This window comes from Flagellimonas alvinocaridis, assembly GCF_965248585.1.
GTDB classification, from domain to species: Bacteria; Bacteroidota; Bacteroidia; order Flavobacteriales; family Flavobacteriaceae; genus Flagellimonas; species Flagellimonas alvinocaridis.
In genome coordinates this window covers 3,654,754-3,671,964 of record NZ_OZ252111.1, presented here as the reverse complement: position 1 = coordinate 3,671,964, position 17,211 = coordinate 3,654,754, and the positions used below count along the sequence as shown (strand labels likewise).

Sequence of the window (17,211 nt, the reverse complement as noted above, 5' to 3'; positions counted from 1 at the left end):
GTTTTCGATGGAGACCTGATAGTTATGGATAGAACGGCTCTTTTATGGATGTGTTTGACAGTGTCCACGATGACATGGAGTACAGGCCATGCCCAAGAAGAGCAAGAAAGTTCCGAAGTCTATTTGGAGGAGTACACCGATGAGTTCCAAGAAAACTTTTTTGAGGCCCTCAAACAAAAAGGGATTCAGAATTATGACAGGGCAATTGACTTGTTCCTAAAGTGCAAGCAATTGGATTCCACGAACAGTGTCGTGGATTACGAGCTGGCCAAAGCCTATTTGTTGGACAAACAATACATTCAAGCTCAAGAATATGCCATTAGGGCTCTAAATGCCGAGCCTACAGACTTTTGGTATTTGGATAATCTGCTCAGTATTCTAGAAAAACAAGGGGTGTCGTGGGATACCGTAAAAGAGCAAATTCCATATTCCAACGGACAGCTAAAGCAGAACTTGGCTTTGGGATATTTCAAAAAACAAAAGTATCAGGATGCCTTGAATATACTCAAGGAGATTGGAAATTCAACCTTTGCCACAGATTTGACCTCCAAAATCAAGGATTCTTTGGAGTATGGGAAGAAAGAAGCGGAAACTGTTGTGATTAGAAAGGAGCCCCAAACAAATGAGGACGACCCAGTAGCTCGATATCGAGGTCTGATTGATGATTTGTTGGCAGATACCAACTATAAAGAAGCATTGGCCATTTCCAAAGAAGCTTTGGATACGTATCCCTTGCAGCCTTATTTTTATTACGCTTATGGAGCTGCTTTGAACAATACATCAAACGCTAACAAGGCTATTGAAGTTTTGGAAAGTGGGTTGGATTATTTATTGGACGATACAGATGTTTTGGCAAACCTTTTGTATATAGAATTGTCCAAGGCGTATACCAGTATTGGAAACACCTCAAAGGCAAATGAATATTTAAACAAGATTAAATCTGGACTATGAGGATGCAAATAAGGGACATAGGTAAGAATAGGGCAGTGATTTTGCTGTTGTCCATGTCCGCACTTGTGGCTTCTTGTAAAGGCACCAAGTCGGTGACAGGAGGCGAAGTAGATTCGCGAATGTCCGCAAAAAACATCATTGACAACCATTATGGTAACCAACCCAAATTTAAAACTCTAAGTGGACGGGTCAAGATAGATTACTCAGATGGAGATGGCACACAAGGGGTAAACGTGAGCCTAAGAATGGAAAAGGACAAAGTAATCTGGATGAGTGCTCCGTTGGGAGTTGTAAAGGCTCATATAACACCAGAGCGGGTATCTTTTTATAACAAGTTGGATAATGAGTACTTTGATGGGGATTTCAGCTACTTAAGTGATCTTTTGGGAACCGATTTGGATTTTGACAAAGTTCAGAACTTATTACTGGGCAATGCCGTATTGGATTTAAGGAAGGAAAAGTTTACTTCTGCCGTAAGCGGGGAGAACTACGAACTGAAACCCAGAAAGGCAAGGGAACTGTTCAAGATTCTATTTCAATTGGAGCCCAAAAACTTTAAGATTGCTTCGCAAGAAATATCCCAACCCGAAAAGTCTAGACAGCTTCAAATAAAATATACCTATCAAGATATTTCTGGAAGTATATTTCCTGAAGATATTAAGATTGTGGCGGCCGAAGCAAAGGATAAAACCACCATAGATTTGAACTTTAGGAATCTGGAATTGAACAAACCCATGAGTTTTCCTTATAAAATTCCAAAGGGCTTTGATAAAATTACATTGAAGTAATATGGAAAGTAAAGTTTCATATTGCATTTATTTTCTGTTTTTTACAATATTTTTTGTTATTCCATCGACTGCACAGACCAGTGAGCAAAAGGCATTGGAGGCCAAGCGGGAACGGCTACAACAAGAAATCAAGGAAATCAACAGATTGCTATTCGCCGAACGGAAGGAAAAAGGGACCATTTTGGATCAGATGGAGGCCTTGGATAACAAAATAAACGTTCGCCAAGAGCTGATCAGAGTTACCAATCAGCAATCCAATTTGCTGAATAGGCAAATCAATGTCAACATAAGAAACATTAGCAAGCTTCGAGAAGACCTTAAAGTTTTGAAGGAGGATTATGCCCAACTTATTCGAAATACGTATCAGAACAAATCCCAGAACAATCGATTGATGTTCTTGTTGAGTGCCGAGAATTTCTTTCAGGCCTTTAAAAGGCTTCAATACATGCAACAATATGCGAAGCATCGAAAAAAACAAGGAGAGGGAATTATTCTAAAGACTGAAGAGTTGGCCAAGCTCAACCAAGATTTGGTGATACAACGTAAGGAAAAAGATCAATTGTTGGCCGAGAACACCAAAGCCAAGAATGAACTTTCCCGCGAAGTGGAGGCACAAAGAGACCTTTTGAGAAGTGTTCGCCAAAATGAGGCCAAGTATACCGCTGCCATTGCAGAAAAGCAAAAGGAGGCCCGTAGAATTGATCGGGAAATAGAAAGGTTGATCAAAAGTGCCATTGCCAGTTCCAACAAAAGCTCAGGGAAGTCTACCAGTGCGGTAAAATTTGCTTTGACACCTGAAGCCAAGTTGGTGGCCGATAATTTTTCAGCAAATAAGGGAAGACTTATTTGGCCAGTGGAAAATGGGATAAAAAGCCAAGGGTATGGTGTATATGCTGATAAGATATATCCCGGGATAAAGCACCAGAACAACGGTGTCACCATTACAACTGATAAAGGAGGTCAGGCAAGGGCCATTTTTGAAGGAGAGGTCATCGCCATTATTTCCGTTCCTGGAGGGAGTAAAGGAGTAACGGTGAAGCACGGAAACTATATAAGCACCTATTATAATCTCTCCAAACTGTATGTAAAAAAAGGAGATAAGGTTGTGGCCAAGGAGGTTTTGGGGGATGTTTATACCAATCGGTTTGACGGCACCACAAAATTAAAGTTCTATTTGTATCAAGATTCCAATAGGTTGAACCCAGAGGATTGGATCTATCAATTATAACTTATGCGAAAAATCACGGATTTACAAGGAAGTTTTACGCTGCACAATGGTGTTCAAATGCCGTATTTTGGATTGGGGGTTTATCTCTCCAAAGATGGTGGCGAAGTCATCAACGCGGTAAAGGATGCCCTGAACCACGGATACCGGCATGTGGATACCGCCTCCATCTATAACAACGAGGAGGGCGTAGGCATTGGTATTAAAGAAAGCGATGTTCCCCGAAAAGATGTTTTCTTGGTGAGCAAGGTCTGGAATACCGATCAGGGCTATGACAGTACCCTAAAAGCTTTTGAGGCGAGTTTGAAACGGTTGGATACCGACTATCTGGATCTATACTTGATTCATTGGCCCAAAGGCGAGCTTTCCAAGGAAACCTGGAAGGCCCTAGAGCGACTTTATAAGGAAAAGCGTATACGGGCCATTGGGGTAAGCAACTTTTTACAGCACCATTTGGAGGATTTGTTGATCTCGGCCGAAATTGTCCCCATGGTCAATCAAATGGAGTTCCATCCCTATTTGGTACAGCAGGATTTGGTAGATTTCTGTCATGCCAGAGGCATTCAATACGAAGCATGGTCCCCAATGATGCAAGGGAACATATTTGACCTTGAGATTATGAAGGATTTGGCTTCCAAGTACAACAAGACCGTTGCTCAGATCGTGTTGCGGTGGGACCTTCAAAAAGGGGTGGTCACCATTCCAAAATCTTCCAAAAAAGAGCGGATTATCTCCAACGCGGCTATTTTCGACTTTGAACTCAGCCCAGAAGATATGCAACGATTGGATGCCTTGGATCGGGGCAAACGCTTTGGCCCGGACCCGGATAATTTTGATTTTTAGGCAGATTGCCATACGGAAAAAGTGTCGATAGGGCACTGATTTTAAGCATTATCCCTCATCCGTCAACTCAAATCCTGTATCCGTCAATTCAAGGGGTGTACATTGGACCCAAACTGTGAAATTGTCTCTCAATACTTAAAATTTTGAGAGATATGAGAAAATTAAAGTGTAGGGTATCTGTCTTAATGATGTCTGTAGACCGAATCAATTCATTAAACCCTTCTTGTTCAGGTTCTCTATAGGAGATTTTAATCTCTCAAACCAAACAAGTTCCATACCTATGCCTGGTATTCGCATTTTATTCGTGTTGATGCTCTTTTCGTCCTGCCAATTGGATTATGAGGATAACAGAAGGGTTTTAATTAGTGGCCAAGTTGTAGGTTTTGAAAACGAAGAACTTCCTGCTTTTCCAATTGAAGCCTATGCTTCAGTATATGCGGATACCGATTTAATAGGAACAGACCAATCCAATACCAAAGGGAAGTACGCGATCACGACCATTTCAGCCAAGAATTCCCAGAATATTTCGGTATACATCAATAAAGAAGGAACCTATGGCTATCAAGGGGACAGACCTTCCATTACTTTACAGGGGGTTAATTTCTTGATGATGGAAGACTCAAAATATACTATTCCCAATAGGGTTCGAATGGGAAAAATGAAAGAAGTGCAAGTCAAGATTCATAGGATAACAAACCAGATGGATAGGCTTGAGTATAAGATTTTGTATAACGCCAAGATGAAGGAAATCAGCTTTGAGCCGGGGGCTGAACAAGAAGGTGGGAATTGGCCACATAGCAAGTCTGGGGAACTTTTTTTAGAAGATTCCTTTGAGGAACAGACCATTTGTGTCCCAGAAGGGGATTCCATAGCACTTCAATACAAACTGGTCAATGATGAGCTGGTCAAAAAACAGCAGACCATAGTATTACCCTATAATAAAACAGAAAATGCATATGAGTTTGAATTTTAAAAACAGGGTTATGCAGATGGTTTGCTGTTTGGCAGTGCCGTTTCTTTATGGACAGGAACAAGATGAAACCTTGGAGAGTGCCATTTTTGGGGAAATAGGAGTCTGTTATGTTGTTCCCGTTGCGCATGGCAACAATTTCCTTTCAGAAGGGTATGGTTTGGGAAATGGATTTACTATTGATGCATTTGTGATGATGGGCAGCAATTGGTTTGTTGGGGGTCAAGGGAGTCATTTTAAAGGGGAGGTCACCAATGTAACTGCCGTTGGGGCCATTGACAAGAGTGGAATTACACATCTCCATGTCATAGGCGGGTATTCGTTCATAAATACGGGTGCCAATCGCATATTTTTTGAAATAGCGCTGGGTATAGGGTATGCCAACTATAGGCATAAAAAAGAATTCAAAAGATTCAAGGATGATGGTTTTTCACTTGCGACCACTCTTTCATCATCATATAGAATCACCAAAAGTATTGGGATATACCTAAAATTGGACAACTACTGGGATTTCTTGGGAGTGACAACTGCGCCTGAACTTGAAAATTTTTTTGGAAGGACACAAACTTTTGCACCTTCCATAGGGATAAAATTGTATGCGTTTTAATCTTTAAGAAAGAACGCCTTAAGCTCCGTAACCCTGCTCTCACAAAATTGTACCCTGCGGCAAACACTCACATCGGGAAATCCGCAATTGTCATTTCGATATGAGGAATGCAATGACGATTGAGAAATCTCACCCAACCATAGATTTCTCGTCGCTCGTGCCTCACTCTGTCGAAATGACAGGGGCATTCGTGTCAATTGGGGGAATTCGTGTCCGTCCCCAATGTCATTCCGTGCCTGACATGGAATCCCATAATTCTAGAATGACAATGTCCAATGCGTAATCGTCATTCCGAACCCAGTCCTGAACGAAATGAAGAAATAGTGAGAAATCTCTCAATCATAAGATTTCTCGTTGCTCGTACCTCACTCTGTCGAAAAGACAGAGGGCATTCGGGTCAATTGGGTCAATTTTTGTCCGTCCCCAATATCATTCCGTGCTTGACATGGAATCCCATAATCCTAAAATAAAATCATGGTTTCACTCGGCTTGGAAATCATCAATCGAGTGGTTTTTCTTTCAGGTGAACTTGTTGAAGTTAGGAGAAACGATATCGAGAATCAACCCAGAAACAAGGCCTTAAGCTCGGTAGCATCTGAAGGCTTTAGCTTTCCGGCCAAGACCAAACTCAATTGTTTTCTCCGTAAAGCGGCGGCAAAACGTTCCTTTTCCAAGTCTGTTTCAGGGGCAAGTTCTGGGACTTCTGTAGGTTTTCCCGTATCGTCCACGGCCACAAAGGTATAAATGGCCTCATTGGCCTTGGTGCGTTCGCCGGTAAAACGATCTTCGATCCACACATCAATAAAAATCTCCATGGAGGTCTTGAACGCCCGGGAAACAGCGGCTTCCACAGTAACCACACTACCTAGGGGCACCGCCCGGTTAAAGGCCACATGGTTCACGGAGGCGGTAACGGTGATCCTTCGGCTATGCCTACGGGCCGAAATACTGGCCGCCCTGTCCATTCGGGCCAAGAGTTCCCCGCCAAACAAATTGTTCAAGGGGTTGGTTTCGCTGGGGAGGACCAAATCGGTCATTACAGTTCTGGATTCGCTTGGAGTTTTGGCGCGCATACCTTTAAATTTTGCGCAAAGATATTGAAGTGTCGTATCGTTTTAAAGAAAAGTAGGCTTATTTCTCGGAAAGGAGCCAAGCATCACGGGATTCGGAGGTCTTTACCTTTTTAAGAAAAGCCAAGGCTTCCTTGGGATCTTCAAAACTATCGTAGGCCACTTGGTGAAGGCCATATTTGTTGATGCCTAAATAAAATGCATTGAAACCTTTACTTTTTAGCTGTTCCACACGTTTTTCAGCGTTTTCTTCCATACGGAAAGCGCCAGCAATGACATGGTGTTTGCCTAATTTCTTTTTGGTTACATCCAAATTCAAGGCAGGCAGTTCCAAGGGATCACTTTCAAAGAAAGTGGCCTCCTGGATTAAACGTGACACATGTTCTTGGGCCTGTTGCTGTACGGCGACCTGCTTTTGTTGAAGGTCACCATAAGTGCGGTAGGAGGTAACACCCAAGGAAACAGCCAAAAACAATACGGCAGCATATTTTAACCAAGGCCTGAACGAGGTTTGTTCCCGTTTTTCAGGAGTGATGATGAACGGAATCTTTTCTTCGAGTTCCTCAACTTCCTCTTTGAGGACCTCACGCTGGATAGGGGTGGCCGAAAAAGCGGTTAGCCCAAAAGATGACGTCAAAAAGTTGGTTTTGTTCTCTGGTTGGAATTGGATGCGTTGTTCCCTATTGTGCCAAAGCTTTCCAACCCCAAAAAGTTCAATGCTTTCCCCTTGTTCCAACTTATTTTTCCATGAACGGGATACTTCTTCCACTTCTTGCAACAACTCCTCATAGCCCAATTTTTTTTCCTTGGCAATATGGGACACCAAAAGCCCATCATTTTTGGACAATTGGGCATTAAAGGAAATGGTTTTGGAAGGAGGGACCAAAGTGTTGGTGGTCACATCAATCTCTGCGGATTTTCCATGTGCCAAAAAAGCCCCAAAACCGGGAACCACAACACAATTGTAATCGAACAGCAATTTTTCTATGTAAGAATCAATCCGCATGGCCACAAATATTGCAAAAAATATAGGAGAACAAAATAGGAGGGATAACTTTTTATTAACATTTGAAAATCTGTATTTTGTGAACAATTATCACACCCAAATCAAATGACTGAACCTGAAATTATTGCGGCGCTCCGCCTGCAGGCCATTCCCAATATTGGTGATATCACGGCCAAGAAATTAATTTCCCACTGCGGTAGTCCAACGGCCATTTTTAAGGATAAACCACATCACCTTTTAAAGATAGAGGGGATTGGCCGGTTTACTTTGAAGGGACTCCACGATGCCATGTATCTGGATGAGGCCGAATCCGAATACCAATTTATTTCCAAGGAGAACATCAAAGCCTCCTATTTTATGGAGGAAGACTATCCGACCTATTTGAAACATTGTGTGGATGGTCCCATTCTTATTTTTAAGAAGGGTAACATCAATTTAAGGGAAAGAAGGATTATCAGTGTAGTGGGCACTCGAAATATCACAAGCTATGGTACTGCTTTTTGCGAGGCGTTTGTGGAAGAGATTGCCCCATTGGACCCTATTTTGGTGAGTGGCTTTGCCTATGGGGTGGACATTGCCATCCAAAAGGCGGCCATGAAGAAGGGTTTGCAGACCGTGGCATGCTTGGCCCATGGACTCAATCAGATTTACCCTAAAGCACACAAAAAGTATGTGGCGGAAATGGAACGGAATGGAGGGTTTATCACGGAATTTTGGAGCAGCAGCAAACCGGACCGGGAAAATTTTCTAAAACGGAACCGGATCATAGCTGGGATGAGCGAAGCGACCTTGGTAGTGGAGTCGGCCGAAAAGGGAGGAAGTCTTGTCACGGCAGATTTGGCCAATGGGTATAATCGGGAAGTGTTTGCAGTACCGGGAAGGTGTACGGATAAGTATAGCAGGGGGTGCAATGACCTTATTAAAAGGCAAAAAGCCCATTTGCTTACTTCCGCAGCAGATTTAATCTATCTTTTGGGATGGGAATTGGAGGAAAAAAAGGAAAAATCCCCATTGCAAAAACAGCTTTTCATCGATTTGGATGAAACAGAAAATTCAGTCTATTCGTACTTGCAGTTGAACGGGAAACAATTGCTGGACACCGTAGCTTTGGAGTGTAAACTACCTATCCACAAAACCTCATCCACACTTTTGAACTTGGAAATGAAAGGATTGATCCGACCATTGCCCGGGAAATTGTTCGAGGCGATTTGAGGAATACGATTTTATGTCATGCTGAGCGAAGCGAAGCATTTCAACAAAATTTTTCTGTCGTACATTGGATTCTTTACCGTTGCTTTGGCTCAGATTCAGAATGACACTAAAAAATCAATAGCCTAACTTCTCCCGTACCCGTTCCAAAACCCCATTGGCCACCTTTTGGGCCTTTTGAGCGCCAATGGCCAAGGCTTGATCCACCTCATCCAAGTGGTTCATGTAGTAGTCGAACTTTTCACGGGGCTCTTTAAACTTCTCCACGATAAGCTCGTACAAGGCCTGTTTGGCATGTCCATAGCCATAATTGCCTGCCAAATAGTTGGCGCTCATCTCTTCTATCTGTTCAGGAGAGGCCAAAAGTTTGTAGAGGGCAAAGACATTGTCCTTGCTTGGGTCTTTGGGCTCTTCCATGGGCGTACTGTCGGTTACTATGCCCATAATCTGTTTGCGCAACTTTTTGTCTGGTTGAAATAGGTTGATGAGATTGTTGCGGCTCTTGCTCATTTTTTCCCCATCGGTGCCGGGAACATACATGGTGCCTTCATGTACCTTGCCTTCCGGTATTACAAAGGTCTCTCCCATCTGGTTGTGGAAGCGGGAGGCCACATCGCGGGTCATTTCCAAGTGTTGCAGCTGGTCTTTCCCTACGGGAACAATATCGGCATCATACAATAGAATGTCGGCGGCCATGAGCATGGGGTAGGTGAAGAGTCCTGCATTTACATCTTCCAACCGATCGGCCTTATCCTTGAACGAATGGGCCAAAGTCAGTCGTTGGTAGGGAAAAAAGCAGCTCAGGTACCAAGCCAATTCGGCGGTCTGTGGCACATCGCTCTGGCGGTAAAAAACGGTTTTGTTTATATCGAGCCCAAACGCCAACCACGCGGCTGCTATGGCATGGGTGTTGCTTCGCAACAGTTCCCCATCCTTGATCTGGGTGAGCGAATGCATATCGGCAATAAAAAGAAACGAATCATTTTTGGGGTCTTTTGCCATTTCAATGGCAGGCATTATAGCACCCAAGATATTTCCCAAATGGGGCGTTCCTGTACTTTGGATTCCGGTGAGGATACGGGCCATGTTACATTTTTGCCCGTAAAAGTACACATCCGTAGGGTATAAAAAAAGCGGCAAAAGCCGCTAATTTGTTTTCTTTGAAAAAGCTACTTCTTAAACAGACTGGCCACAAAAAGAAGGACAACCGCCCCAATGACCCCAGTAAGTAGATCACCAATGACCCCAGAACCAATATGGATGCCCAGAGTACCAAAAAGCCAATTGCCAACAATACCGCCAACAATACCAAGAATAATGTTCAGTAGAACGCCAAAGCCTCCCCCTTTCATAATTTTCCCGGCTAGCCAGCCAGCAAGTGCTCCGATCAATAATGCATAAAGTAATCCCATTGCTACAAGTTTTAATGGTTAGCCTTATAAAGATATTGAAAAATTCTACTTTTGAAACATGCTTCCAATAATCAGAAATGCAGGGCATGCTCTGTACAGGATTTGGTTTTACGTGCTGGTGGCCGCACCTATTTTTGTTTTTTTTCCTTTTTTACTGTTGGCCACAATATCAGAAAGGACCTATTCCCAATTTTTCTGGATGGCCAAAAACTTATGGGCAAAGCCCATTCTATATGGTATGGGATGCTTCCCAAAGATTATACGGGAGCAAGATATGGAAAAAGGGAAGAGCTATATGTTGGTGGCCAACCATGCGAGTATGTTAGACATTATGTTGATGTTGATGGTAAGCAAAAACCCCTTTGTTTTTGTGGGTAAAAAAGAACTGGTTAAGATTCCAGTTTTTGGATTTTTCTACAAAAGAGTCTGCATTATGGTGGACCGCGAGGATGTGCGGAGCAGGACTGGGGTATATCGTCGGGCCCAACGACGGTTGGACCAAGGCCTGAGCATCTGCATATTTCCAGAGGGGGGAGTGCCCGAGGAACATATTCTTCTGGATGAATTCAAGGATGGGGCCTTTAAAATGGCCATTGCCCATAAGATACCTATAGTCCCGATTACGTTTTATGACAACAAAAAACGTTTTTCTTTTACATTTTTTAGTGGAAGACCTGGCAGGATACGTGCCAAAGTGCACCATTTTTTTGAAACCGGGATATTGGCGGAAGAGGATAAATCAACCCTAAGGGAAGAGGTAAGGGAGGTAATTTTAAAGGAGCTGACCGAAAGTTTATAAAGATTGATTCAGGTAAGATTGGGAAGTTTTAAGGCCATGTTTCTAATGTAGTTGCCTTCATTGTTGGATTCCGTAATGGTATGGGTAATGTTGTACTGTTTCAAGGTGTTCAACAAATCAATTTGATCTTGCCATTGCAAAATATTCTGCCGGTGTTCAGGATGATTTTCGGAGAATGCCCCAGTATTTTGTTTTTTGTGTTGCACCTCCATAGTGACCGAGTTTTCAAAAACTTTAAAAGTGATTTTGAAATGCTGATTCTTTTGTTGGTTGGACATGGACTGTTCTATAGTGTTTTCAAAAAAAGTTTGAACCACAAGGGATGGAATTATAACTTCACCCACTTTGTCTGAACCTTCGGAAATGGAGATTCCAAAATCAAACGAGTCATCATAACGGAGCTTCTGGAGTTTCAGGAATGCATTCAGCATATCAATCTCTTCCTTGAGGGATACTGTGTCCCGCTCCAATTGCTTTAAATAAAACCGAATCAATTTGCTGAAGGTTGATAAGTATTCCAAGGCCAACCTCTTTTTTTCCGAAGTGATGAAATACTGGATGGAATTGAGCGCATTGAAAACAAAATGAGGATTTAATTGGGAGTTCAAGGTTTTCAATTTCAACGCCAACATTTCTTCCTTAATTTCAAGTAATCTATCCTTTTCCTCCATCAAGGCCAAATTGTCCCTGACACTTTTAATTTTTATGGCACAGATGGATGCAATGGCCGAAAGCATTTTAAGGTGATGGGCAGTAAAAAAATTGGCTTGGGGATGTTCGCAATCAATGACTCCGTAAATGGTGTCTTCATATACAATAGGCACACAGATTTCGGAAAGCCGTAGAGCATCATCTTCTATATACCTATTATCTTTTGATGTGTCTTTGATGATTTCTGCTTGCCCGCTTTGGGCCACATATCCAGTAATTCCATCCCCAATATTTATTTCAACGGGGTTGTACAATTTCTGGTCTTTTGGATTTTTTGGACCATAGGCTGCTTTTTGTACAAGTAACCGGTTGTCATGGTCCAACAGATACACCACACAGTCCACAAATCCTAATTTGGCAATACAGTTTTTGGCCAAATCCCATAGGATATCCTCTTCATTAGCCTTTCCCATCAATGATTTTGAAAAATAAATGAGAATATTCTCAAACTGCTCATTCATAGGTTGATATAGGTTAGTTTACAGCCATAATGTACTAAATATTTTTTTAGATGGAGCCATAAAAAAAGTGCTCCAAAGTCTGGAGCACTCAAGTGATTGCCTAAAGGGGCAATCTTCCTAACCAACTTCTTTATAGCTAGAACTTAAAGCTGACACCGCTGTATACACCCAAGGAAAAGGGTTGAAATTCCCCAGCTGTTTTGGAAAAGGTGTTCATTTGATATTTAAAAACAGGTTCTATATTAAGCTGTACTTTAGGGGTAAACTTGTAATTGAATCCCATGCCAAAATTGGCACTGAAGTTTACGTCATTGGCATTAGTGGCCTCTCCAATTTCAGTAACCAAACCTTCCGCTTCCAGCAATACCGAATTGTCCACTAAGAACAGGGAACTTACTCCTCCAATAAGGTCAACGCCAAATTTTCTATCTATCAAGGCATAGTCCACTTCCAAAGGAATTTCTATATAGCCCAATTGTTGTACCATTTTCCCATCCAGAACAGGGATTTCGTTGGATGTAAGCTCTATAAAGGCATCTGTTGGCAAATCGTTGGGTAGATTGTTTTTACTCTGCACCACCAAGGTCTGCGATTTTTGGCTATAATTAATATTATCCAACTTCTCATCTGATGACACCCTTGAAGATGAAGAGAACACTACATCATTGGTGTCGTACCCAAAGTTTACCCTATGTACCCCGGAACGCACCTTTACTTTCTTGCCAACTTCATAGGCAACGGTAAGCCCATAACTTAAATTAAAATTACCGGATTTGGAGTTGCTTGCAAAATCTGAATGTATGGGAGAACCATCTCCAGTAGCATTAAAATATACAGGGGCAACGGAAGGGCCTACGGACCATTTGCCAGAGTTATTGTTGGCCACGACTATTTCCTCTTCTTCTTGTTCTCTTATGGCATCATAAATGGACTTCTTTTCTGTTGACTCTTTTTGACTGGCAGCGATGGCTTCTCCCTTGTTTTTTTGACCCAAAGCTTCAGAATGAGGTTGCTCAATATTGTTTTTGTCCGTGGAATCGTTTTGGGCTATTGCCTCTTGGGATTTGTCCCCTGTATGGGGAATTACCTCTTCTTTGTCTAGAATCTTATCAAGTGTTTGACCTTCTTCTGGAACATCTTCGTTCAAAGCCAAAGCAACATCTTTTTGATTTTGAAGCTGTGCTGGAATATTTTGGTCAGCTTTGGCAGTACCCCTCTTTTTGGAGTCTGTATCGACCACTTGTTCTTTGGAATTGATACTCCTATTAAAGTTCATAGTACCTTCGGAGCCATTTTCCACATTTGTTTTATCTTCTTCCGAAGAAGAATCCACTAAACCTTGTACTTCTTCATTGGTGGAGGTATTGTTGCCCTCACCTGTTGCATTATTTTGTACAGGAGTTTCTGTATCTGAGATGATGATTTCACCTTCTTGGGTTGTTCCCAGCGGATTGATAATGTAAAATAGAATGGCCAATAATGCGGCCACGCCACCCAATTGCCACCAAATAGGCACAACCCGTTTTTTTCGTTTCTTCTTGTCCAAGGAAGCTTCAATGGACTCCCAGACGTTATCGTCCGGGGTTTCTTGAAATCCCTCAAAGGTTTCCTTGAACAATTGCTCTAGATTCTTTTTCCCCATGATCAAGCGCTTTAAGCAATGTTTATTTTTTCTTTCTCTATTTTTTCCCTCAAAATCATTTTGGCCCTGGCCAAATTGGATTTTGATGTTCCAGTGGATGTCCCCAACATCTCACTGATTTCCTTATGGCTGTAGCCGTCCAAAACATAAAGATTGAACGTGAGCCTGTACTTGGTTGGTAATTCTTGGATGTAGCCCAATAGGGTAGACAGGCTTACGTCTGTCTGTTCAACTTCCAAGTCGGGCTCATCTCCCATATTTTCGGACACCACGTCCAAATACTGTTCTTTTCGGTATTTCTGTAAAACGGTATTTACGGTGATCCGTTTGATCCAACCCTCAAAAGACCCTTGGAAACTGTACTGATCTATTTTGCTGAAAATGGTCATAAAGCTGTCATGGAGGTTATCCTCCGCTTCAGCTTTATTCTTGGAGTACTTAAGACACATACCGAAAAGAATACCGGAATATCTCCGGTATAGTTCGGCCTGTGCGTGCCTTTTCCCCTTTTTGCAGTTATATATCAGTTCTTCTAAATCCAAATGTTGGTCAATTTTGGATAGTTACTGTCTAAATTTTTAATTAGTTTGAGCCTCATCCACCGGTACAGTGTATTCCAAGAATACAGCTTCGTCATTGGCATCTTGGCCGGCATAAAATTTAAAATTGTATTCTCCCGTGAAAATTACCCTGAAAGGTAAAGTGGCTTCAACCTCCTGAACAGCTTCTGTGCATGCTGTGTCATCATCGGTCAATACAGAGCCCACTACTACGACCTCGCGGTCGGTCTCTCCCAATTTGGTTACATCGAATCCTTCAAAAAACGTGCAGCCATTGGGCCTCAAATAGGTAACTTTAATGTTGTAGGTTTGGTTGAGTTCAAAAGACTCAGGCATTTCCGCTTCCACGGCAGCCAAGGTGGTAAAATAAAAATTTGGGGTATCATCGTCCAGATTACAAGCGCTGAACAACGAACATGCCACAAGTACCAATATGGGCACAAACACTTTTTTCATATAAATCCTTTTTAGTCCCTAGATGTACAGTATTGTCAAGGGTTGCGTTGGATTTTCACAGGAAAAAGTTAAACCTGTCCGGATATATCGGGCTGGGTTTACGAAGTAACTGCGGAAATAGCTTCCTTGATTTTGGTTTCAAGTTCTTCGGATAGTTCTGGGTTGTCCAATAAAAGTGCTTTTACGGCATCCCTTCCCTGGCCCAATTTGGTGTCGCCATAACTGAACCATGAACCACTTTTCTTGATGATTTCATAGGCTACACCCAAATCGATTACTTCTCCTACTTTGGAAATCCCTTCGCCATACATGATGTCAAACTCAGCAGTTTTGAACGGTGGAGCCACCTTGTTCTTTACCACTTTCACACGGGTCTTGTTTCCTTGTACATCCCCATCGGTGCTCTTTATCTGGGTGGAACGTCTGATATCCAATCGTACCGAAGCATAGAATTTAAGCGCATTACCCCCGGTGGTGGTTTCAGGATTCCCGAACATGACCCCGATTTTTTCCCGCAATTGGTTGATGAAGATTACGGTACACTTGGTCTTGCTTATGGTAGAAGTCAGTTTTCGCAAAGCCTGAGACATAAGTCGGGCATGGAGTCCCATTTTGGAATCTCCCATTTCGCCTTCAATTTCACTTTTTGGGGTCAAAGCCGCAACAGAATCCACAATAACAATATCAATGGCCCCGGAACGAATCAGGTTGTCGGCAATCTCCAACGCTTGTTCCCCATGGTCGGGTTGTGAAATGATGAGATTGTCGATATCCACCCCCAATTTTTTGGCATAAAAGCGATCAAAGGCATGTTCCGCATCGATAAAGGCAGCAATACCCCCAGCTTTTTGGGCTTCGGCAATGGCGTGCAAGGTCAATGTGGTCTTACCGGACGATTCGGGGCCGTAGATTTCGATGACCCTTCCCCGTGGGTATCCGCCAACGCCCAAAGCAACATCCAATCCCAACGATCCAGTGGGGATTACCTCAACATCTTCCACTACACTATCACCCATTTTCATAACGGCACCCTTGCCGTAAGTCTTGTCCAACTTGTCCAGTGTTAGTTTAAGGGCTTTTAATTTTGCTTCTTTTTCGTTGCTCATGGTTCAATGGATTAGGAAGGCTAAAATACCATTTCTTTCTTCATACGGCAAAGGCCACGCAACCTTTTTATCAGATATGAATCTAAGGGGTACTAACTCAATATCCATAGGGCGAACATTAGTTCGACATTCAAGGTAGGGAGAAAATTTAGCTGTGAAAAAGACCAAAGTGGTTTTAAAAGGGTTTCTGTATTAAGGAAACCCTTTTCTTTTTACCTCAACGGGAATTTGTATCTTTGCATCCATTTTTAGAGAACCATTCTTTAACTTAAAATATTGGTATAGCATGCAACTGTACAATACATTAAGTGCAAAGGAAAGGGAGAAACTCATTGAGGAAGCGGGCAAAGATCGGCTTACCATCTCTTTCTACAAGTACGCACATATTGGGAACCCCAAAATTTTACGAAACCATCTTTTTTTGGCTTGGAATGAGATGGAGGTTTTAGGCCGAATCTATGTGGCCCACGAAGGGATCAATGCGCAACTTTCTGTTCCTGCGGAAAATTTTGAAATCTTTAAAGCGCACTTGGACAGCATTACTTTCTTGGAAAACGTTCGATTGAACATTGCCGTTGAGCAGGACAATAAATCCTTCCTGAAGCTGAAAGTCAAAGTCCGTGAGAAAATTGTGGCCGATGGATTGAACGACAACACCTTTGATGTCACCAACAAAGGAATTCACGTAGGCGCCGAACAGTTCAATGCGCTTATTGAGGACCCTGATACGGTTTTGGTGGATATGCGAAACCACTATGAAAGTGAAATAGGCCACTTTAAAAATGCCATTACACCGGATGTGGATACATTTAGGGATTCTTTGGATATTATTGAAGCTGATTTGGCCGAACACAAGGAAGATAAGAAATTGGTCATGTACTGTACCGGAGGCATTCGTTGCGAAAAGGCCAGCGCTTATTACAAACACAAAGGTTTTAAAAATGTGTACCAGTTGGAAGGTGGTATCATTGAGTATACCAGACAGGTCAAGGCCAACAATCTTGAAAATAAATTTTTAGGCAAAAACTTTGTTTTTGACCACCGAAGAGGGGAGCGTATTTCGGATGACATCATTTCCAATTGCCACCAATGCGGTAAACCTTGCGATACCCATGTCAATTGTGCCAATGAAGCATGTCATTTGCTGTTTATCCAGTGCGAGGAATGTGCTACGGCAATGGATAATTGCTGCTCTACGGAATGCCAAGAAATCCATGCCCTGCCTTATGAGGAGCAAAAGAAACTCCGAAAAGGCAAGGAAGTCAGCAACAAGATTTTTAAAAAAGGACGTTCTCCCGTGTTGAAATACAAAAACTAGCATTTCACGATAGCCACAAATTGTGCTATATTTACAATTGAGTAATTTTTATGAACCCTATTTGGGAAAAGGGCATA

Annotated in this window: 18 protein-coding genes; 9 read left to right on the top strand and 9 right to left on the bottom strand. The window is 42.3% G+C overall.

Features of this window, described 5'->3' with window-relative positions; genetic code table 11:
- The first annotated feature begins 24 nt into the window (after positions 1-24).
- The 6 genes from ACP14V_RS16530 (at position 25) to ACP14V_RS16505 (ending at position 5,384) form a co-directional block, all read left to right on the top strand.
- Positions 25-951, top strand: a complete 927-nt coding sequence (locus tag ACP14V_RS16530) for a tetratricopeptide repeat protein (protein WP_272609029.1) — start codon at positions 25-27, stop codon at positions 949-951.
- The gene (locus tag ACP14V_RS16525; RefSeq protein WP_272609028.1) at positions 948-1,739 is read left to right on the top strand and encodes a DUF4292 domain-containing protein; all 792 of its coding nucleotides are present in this window, start codon (positions 948-950) and stop codon (positions 1,737-1,739) included. The genes ACP14V_RS16530 and ACP14V_RS16525 overlap by 4 nt, the downstream gene beginning before the upstream one ends.
- A gap of 1 nt (position 1,740) precedes the next feature.
- The gene (locus ACP14V_RS16520) at positions 1,741-2,967 is read left to right on the top strand and encodes a murein hydrolase activator EnvC family protein (RefSeq protein WP_272609027.1); all 1,227 of its coding nucleotides are present in this window, start codon (positions 1,741-1,743) and stop codon (positions 2,965-2,967) included.
- Between the two features lie 3 nt (positions 2,968-2,970).
- Positions 2,971-3,807, top strand: a complete 837-nt coding sequence (locus ACP14V_RS16515) for an aldo/keto reductase (protein ID WP_272609026.1) — start codon at positions 2,971-2,973, stop codon at positions 3,805-3,807.
- Between the two features lie 280 nt (positions 3,808-4,087).
- Entirely contained in the window at positions 4,088-4,780 is a 693-nt protein-coding gene (locus tag ACP14V_RS16510) for a hypothetical protein (protein ID WP_272609025.1), read from the top strand.
- Positions 4,764-5,384, top strand: coding sequence for a hypothetical protein (locus tag ACP14V_RS16505; RefSeq protein ID WP_272609024.1), 621 nt, complete (start codon positions 4,764-4,766; stop codon positions 5,382-5,384). The genes ACP14V_RS16510 and ACP14V_RS16505 overlap by 17 nt, the downstream gene beginning before the upstream one ends.
- A gap of 560 nt (positions 5,385-5,944) precedes the next feature.
- On the opposite strand, the gene ACP14V_RS16500 is transcribed toward ACP14V_RS16505, so the two are convergent.
- Positions 5,945-6,457 (bottom strand): acyl-CoA thioesterase, encoded by a 513-nt coding sequence (locus ACP14V_RS16500; protein WP_129653951.1) that lies wholly within the window; start codon positions 6,455-6,457, stop codon positions 5,945-5,947.
- A gap of 58 nt (positions 6,458-6,515) precedes the next feature.
- Positions 6,516-7,460 carry an SPOR domain-containing protein gene (locus ACP14V_RS16495; RefSeq protein WP_272609023.1) on the bottom strand — a complete coding sequence of 315 codons (945 nt, stop codon included), beginning with the start codon at positions 7,458-7,460 and terminating at the stop codon, positions 6,516-6,518.
- A 105-nt stretch (positions 7,461-7,565) separates the two neighbouring features.
- On the opposite strand from ACP14V_RS16495, the gene dprA reads away from it, so the two are divergent.
- Complete coding sequence (gene dprA, locus ACP14V_RS16490) at positions 7,566-8,672, top strand: DNA-processing protein DprA (RefSeq protein WP_272609022.1); 1,107 nt, start codon at positions 7,566-7,568, stop codon at positions 8,670-8,672.
- 114 nt (positions 8,673-8,786) lie between these two features.
- On the opposite strand, the gene trpS is transcribed toward dprA, so the two are convergent.
- Both trpS and ACP14V_RS16480 read right to left on the bottom strand, forming a co-directional pair.
- Positions 8,787-9,755 (bottom strand): tryptophan--tRNA ligase, encoded by a 969-nt coding sequence (gene trpS, locus ACP14V_RS16485; RefSeq protein WP_272609021.1) that lies wholly within the window; start codon positions 9,753-9,755, stop codon positions 8,787-8,789.
- An 83-nt stretch (positions 9,756-9,838) separates the two neighbouring features.
- Complete coding sequence (locus tag ACP14V_RS16480; RefSeq protein WP_116216735.1) at positions 9,839-10,081, bottom strand: GlsB/YeaQ/YmgE family stress response membrane protein; 243 nt, start codon at positions 10,079-10,081, stop codon at positions 9,839-9,841.
- A 58-nt stretch (positions 10,082-10,139) separates the two neighbouring features.
- Here ACP14V_RS16480 and ACP14V_RS16475 point away from each other — a divergent pair, with 58 nt between their 5' ends.
- Positions 10,140-10,880 carry a lysophospholipid acyltransferase family protein gene (locus tag ACP14V_RS16475; protein WP_272609020.1) on the top strand — a complete coding sequence of 247 codons (741 nt, stop codon included), beginning with the start codon at positions 10,140-10,142 and terminating at the stop codon, positions 10,878-10,880.
- An 8-nt stretch (positions 10,881-10,888) separates the two neighbouring features.
- Here ACP14V_RS16475 and ACP14V_RS16470 read toward each other — a convergent pair whose 3' ends face one another.
- The 5 genes from ACP14V_RS16470 to recA form a co-directional block, all read right to left on the bottom strand.
- Positions 10,889-12,052 carry a histidine kinase gene (locus ACP14V_RS16470; protein WP_272609019.1) on the bottom strand — a complete coding sequence of 388 codons (1,164 nt, stop codon included), beginning with the start codon at positions 12,050-12,052 and terminating at the stop codon, positions 10,889-10,891.
- 136 nt (positions 12,053-12,188) lie between these two features.
- The gene (locus ACP14V_RS16465) at positions 12,189-13,694 is read right to left on the bottom strand and encodes a hypothetical protein (protein ID WP_272609018.1); all 1,506 of its coding nucleotides are present in this window, start codon (positions 13,692-13,694) and stop codon (positions 12,189-12,191) included.
- An 11-nt stretch (positions 13,695-13,705) separates the two neighbouring features.
- Positions 13,706-14,236, bottom strand: a complete 531-nt coding sequence (locus tag ACP14V_RS16460) for an RNA polymerase sigma factor (RefSeq protein WP_136564969.1) — start codon at positions 14,234-14,236, stop codon at positions 13,706-13,708.
- A 36-nt stretch (positions 14,237-14,272) separates the two neighbouring features.
- Complete coding sequence (locus tag ACP14V_RS16455) at positions 14,273-14,710, bottom strand: hypothetical protein (RefSeq protein WP_272609017.1); 438 nt, start codon at positions 14,708-14,710, stop codon at positions 14,273-14,275.
- A gap of 98 nt (positions 14,711-14,808) precedes the next feature.
- On the bottom strand, positions 14,809-15,816 hold the full coding sequence (gene recA / locus ACP14V_RS16450) for a recombinase RecA (RefSeq protein WP_272609016.1): 1,008 nt from the start codon (positions 15,814-15,816) through the stop codon (positions 14,809-14,811).
- 286 nt (positions 15,817-16,102) lie between these two features.
- On the opposite strand from recA, the gene ACP14V_RS16445 reads away from it, so the two are divergent.
- Positions 16,103-17,134, top strand: a complete 1,032-nt coding sequence (locus ACP14V_RS16445) for a rhodanese-related sulfurtransferase (RefSeq protein WP_272609015.1) — start codon at positions 16,103-16,105, stop codon at positions 17,132-17,134.
- The last annotated feature ends 77 nt before the right edge of the window (positions 17,135-17,211 follow it).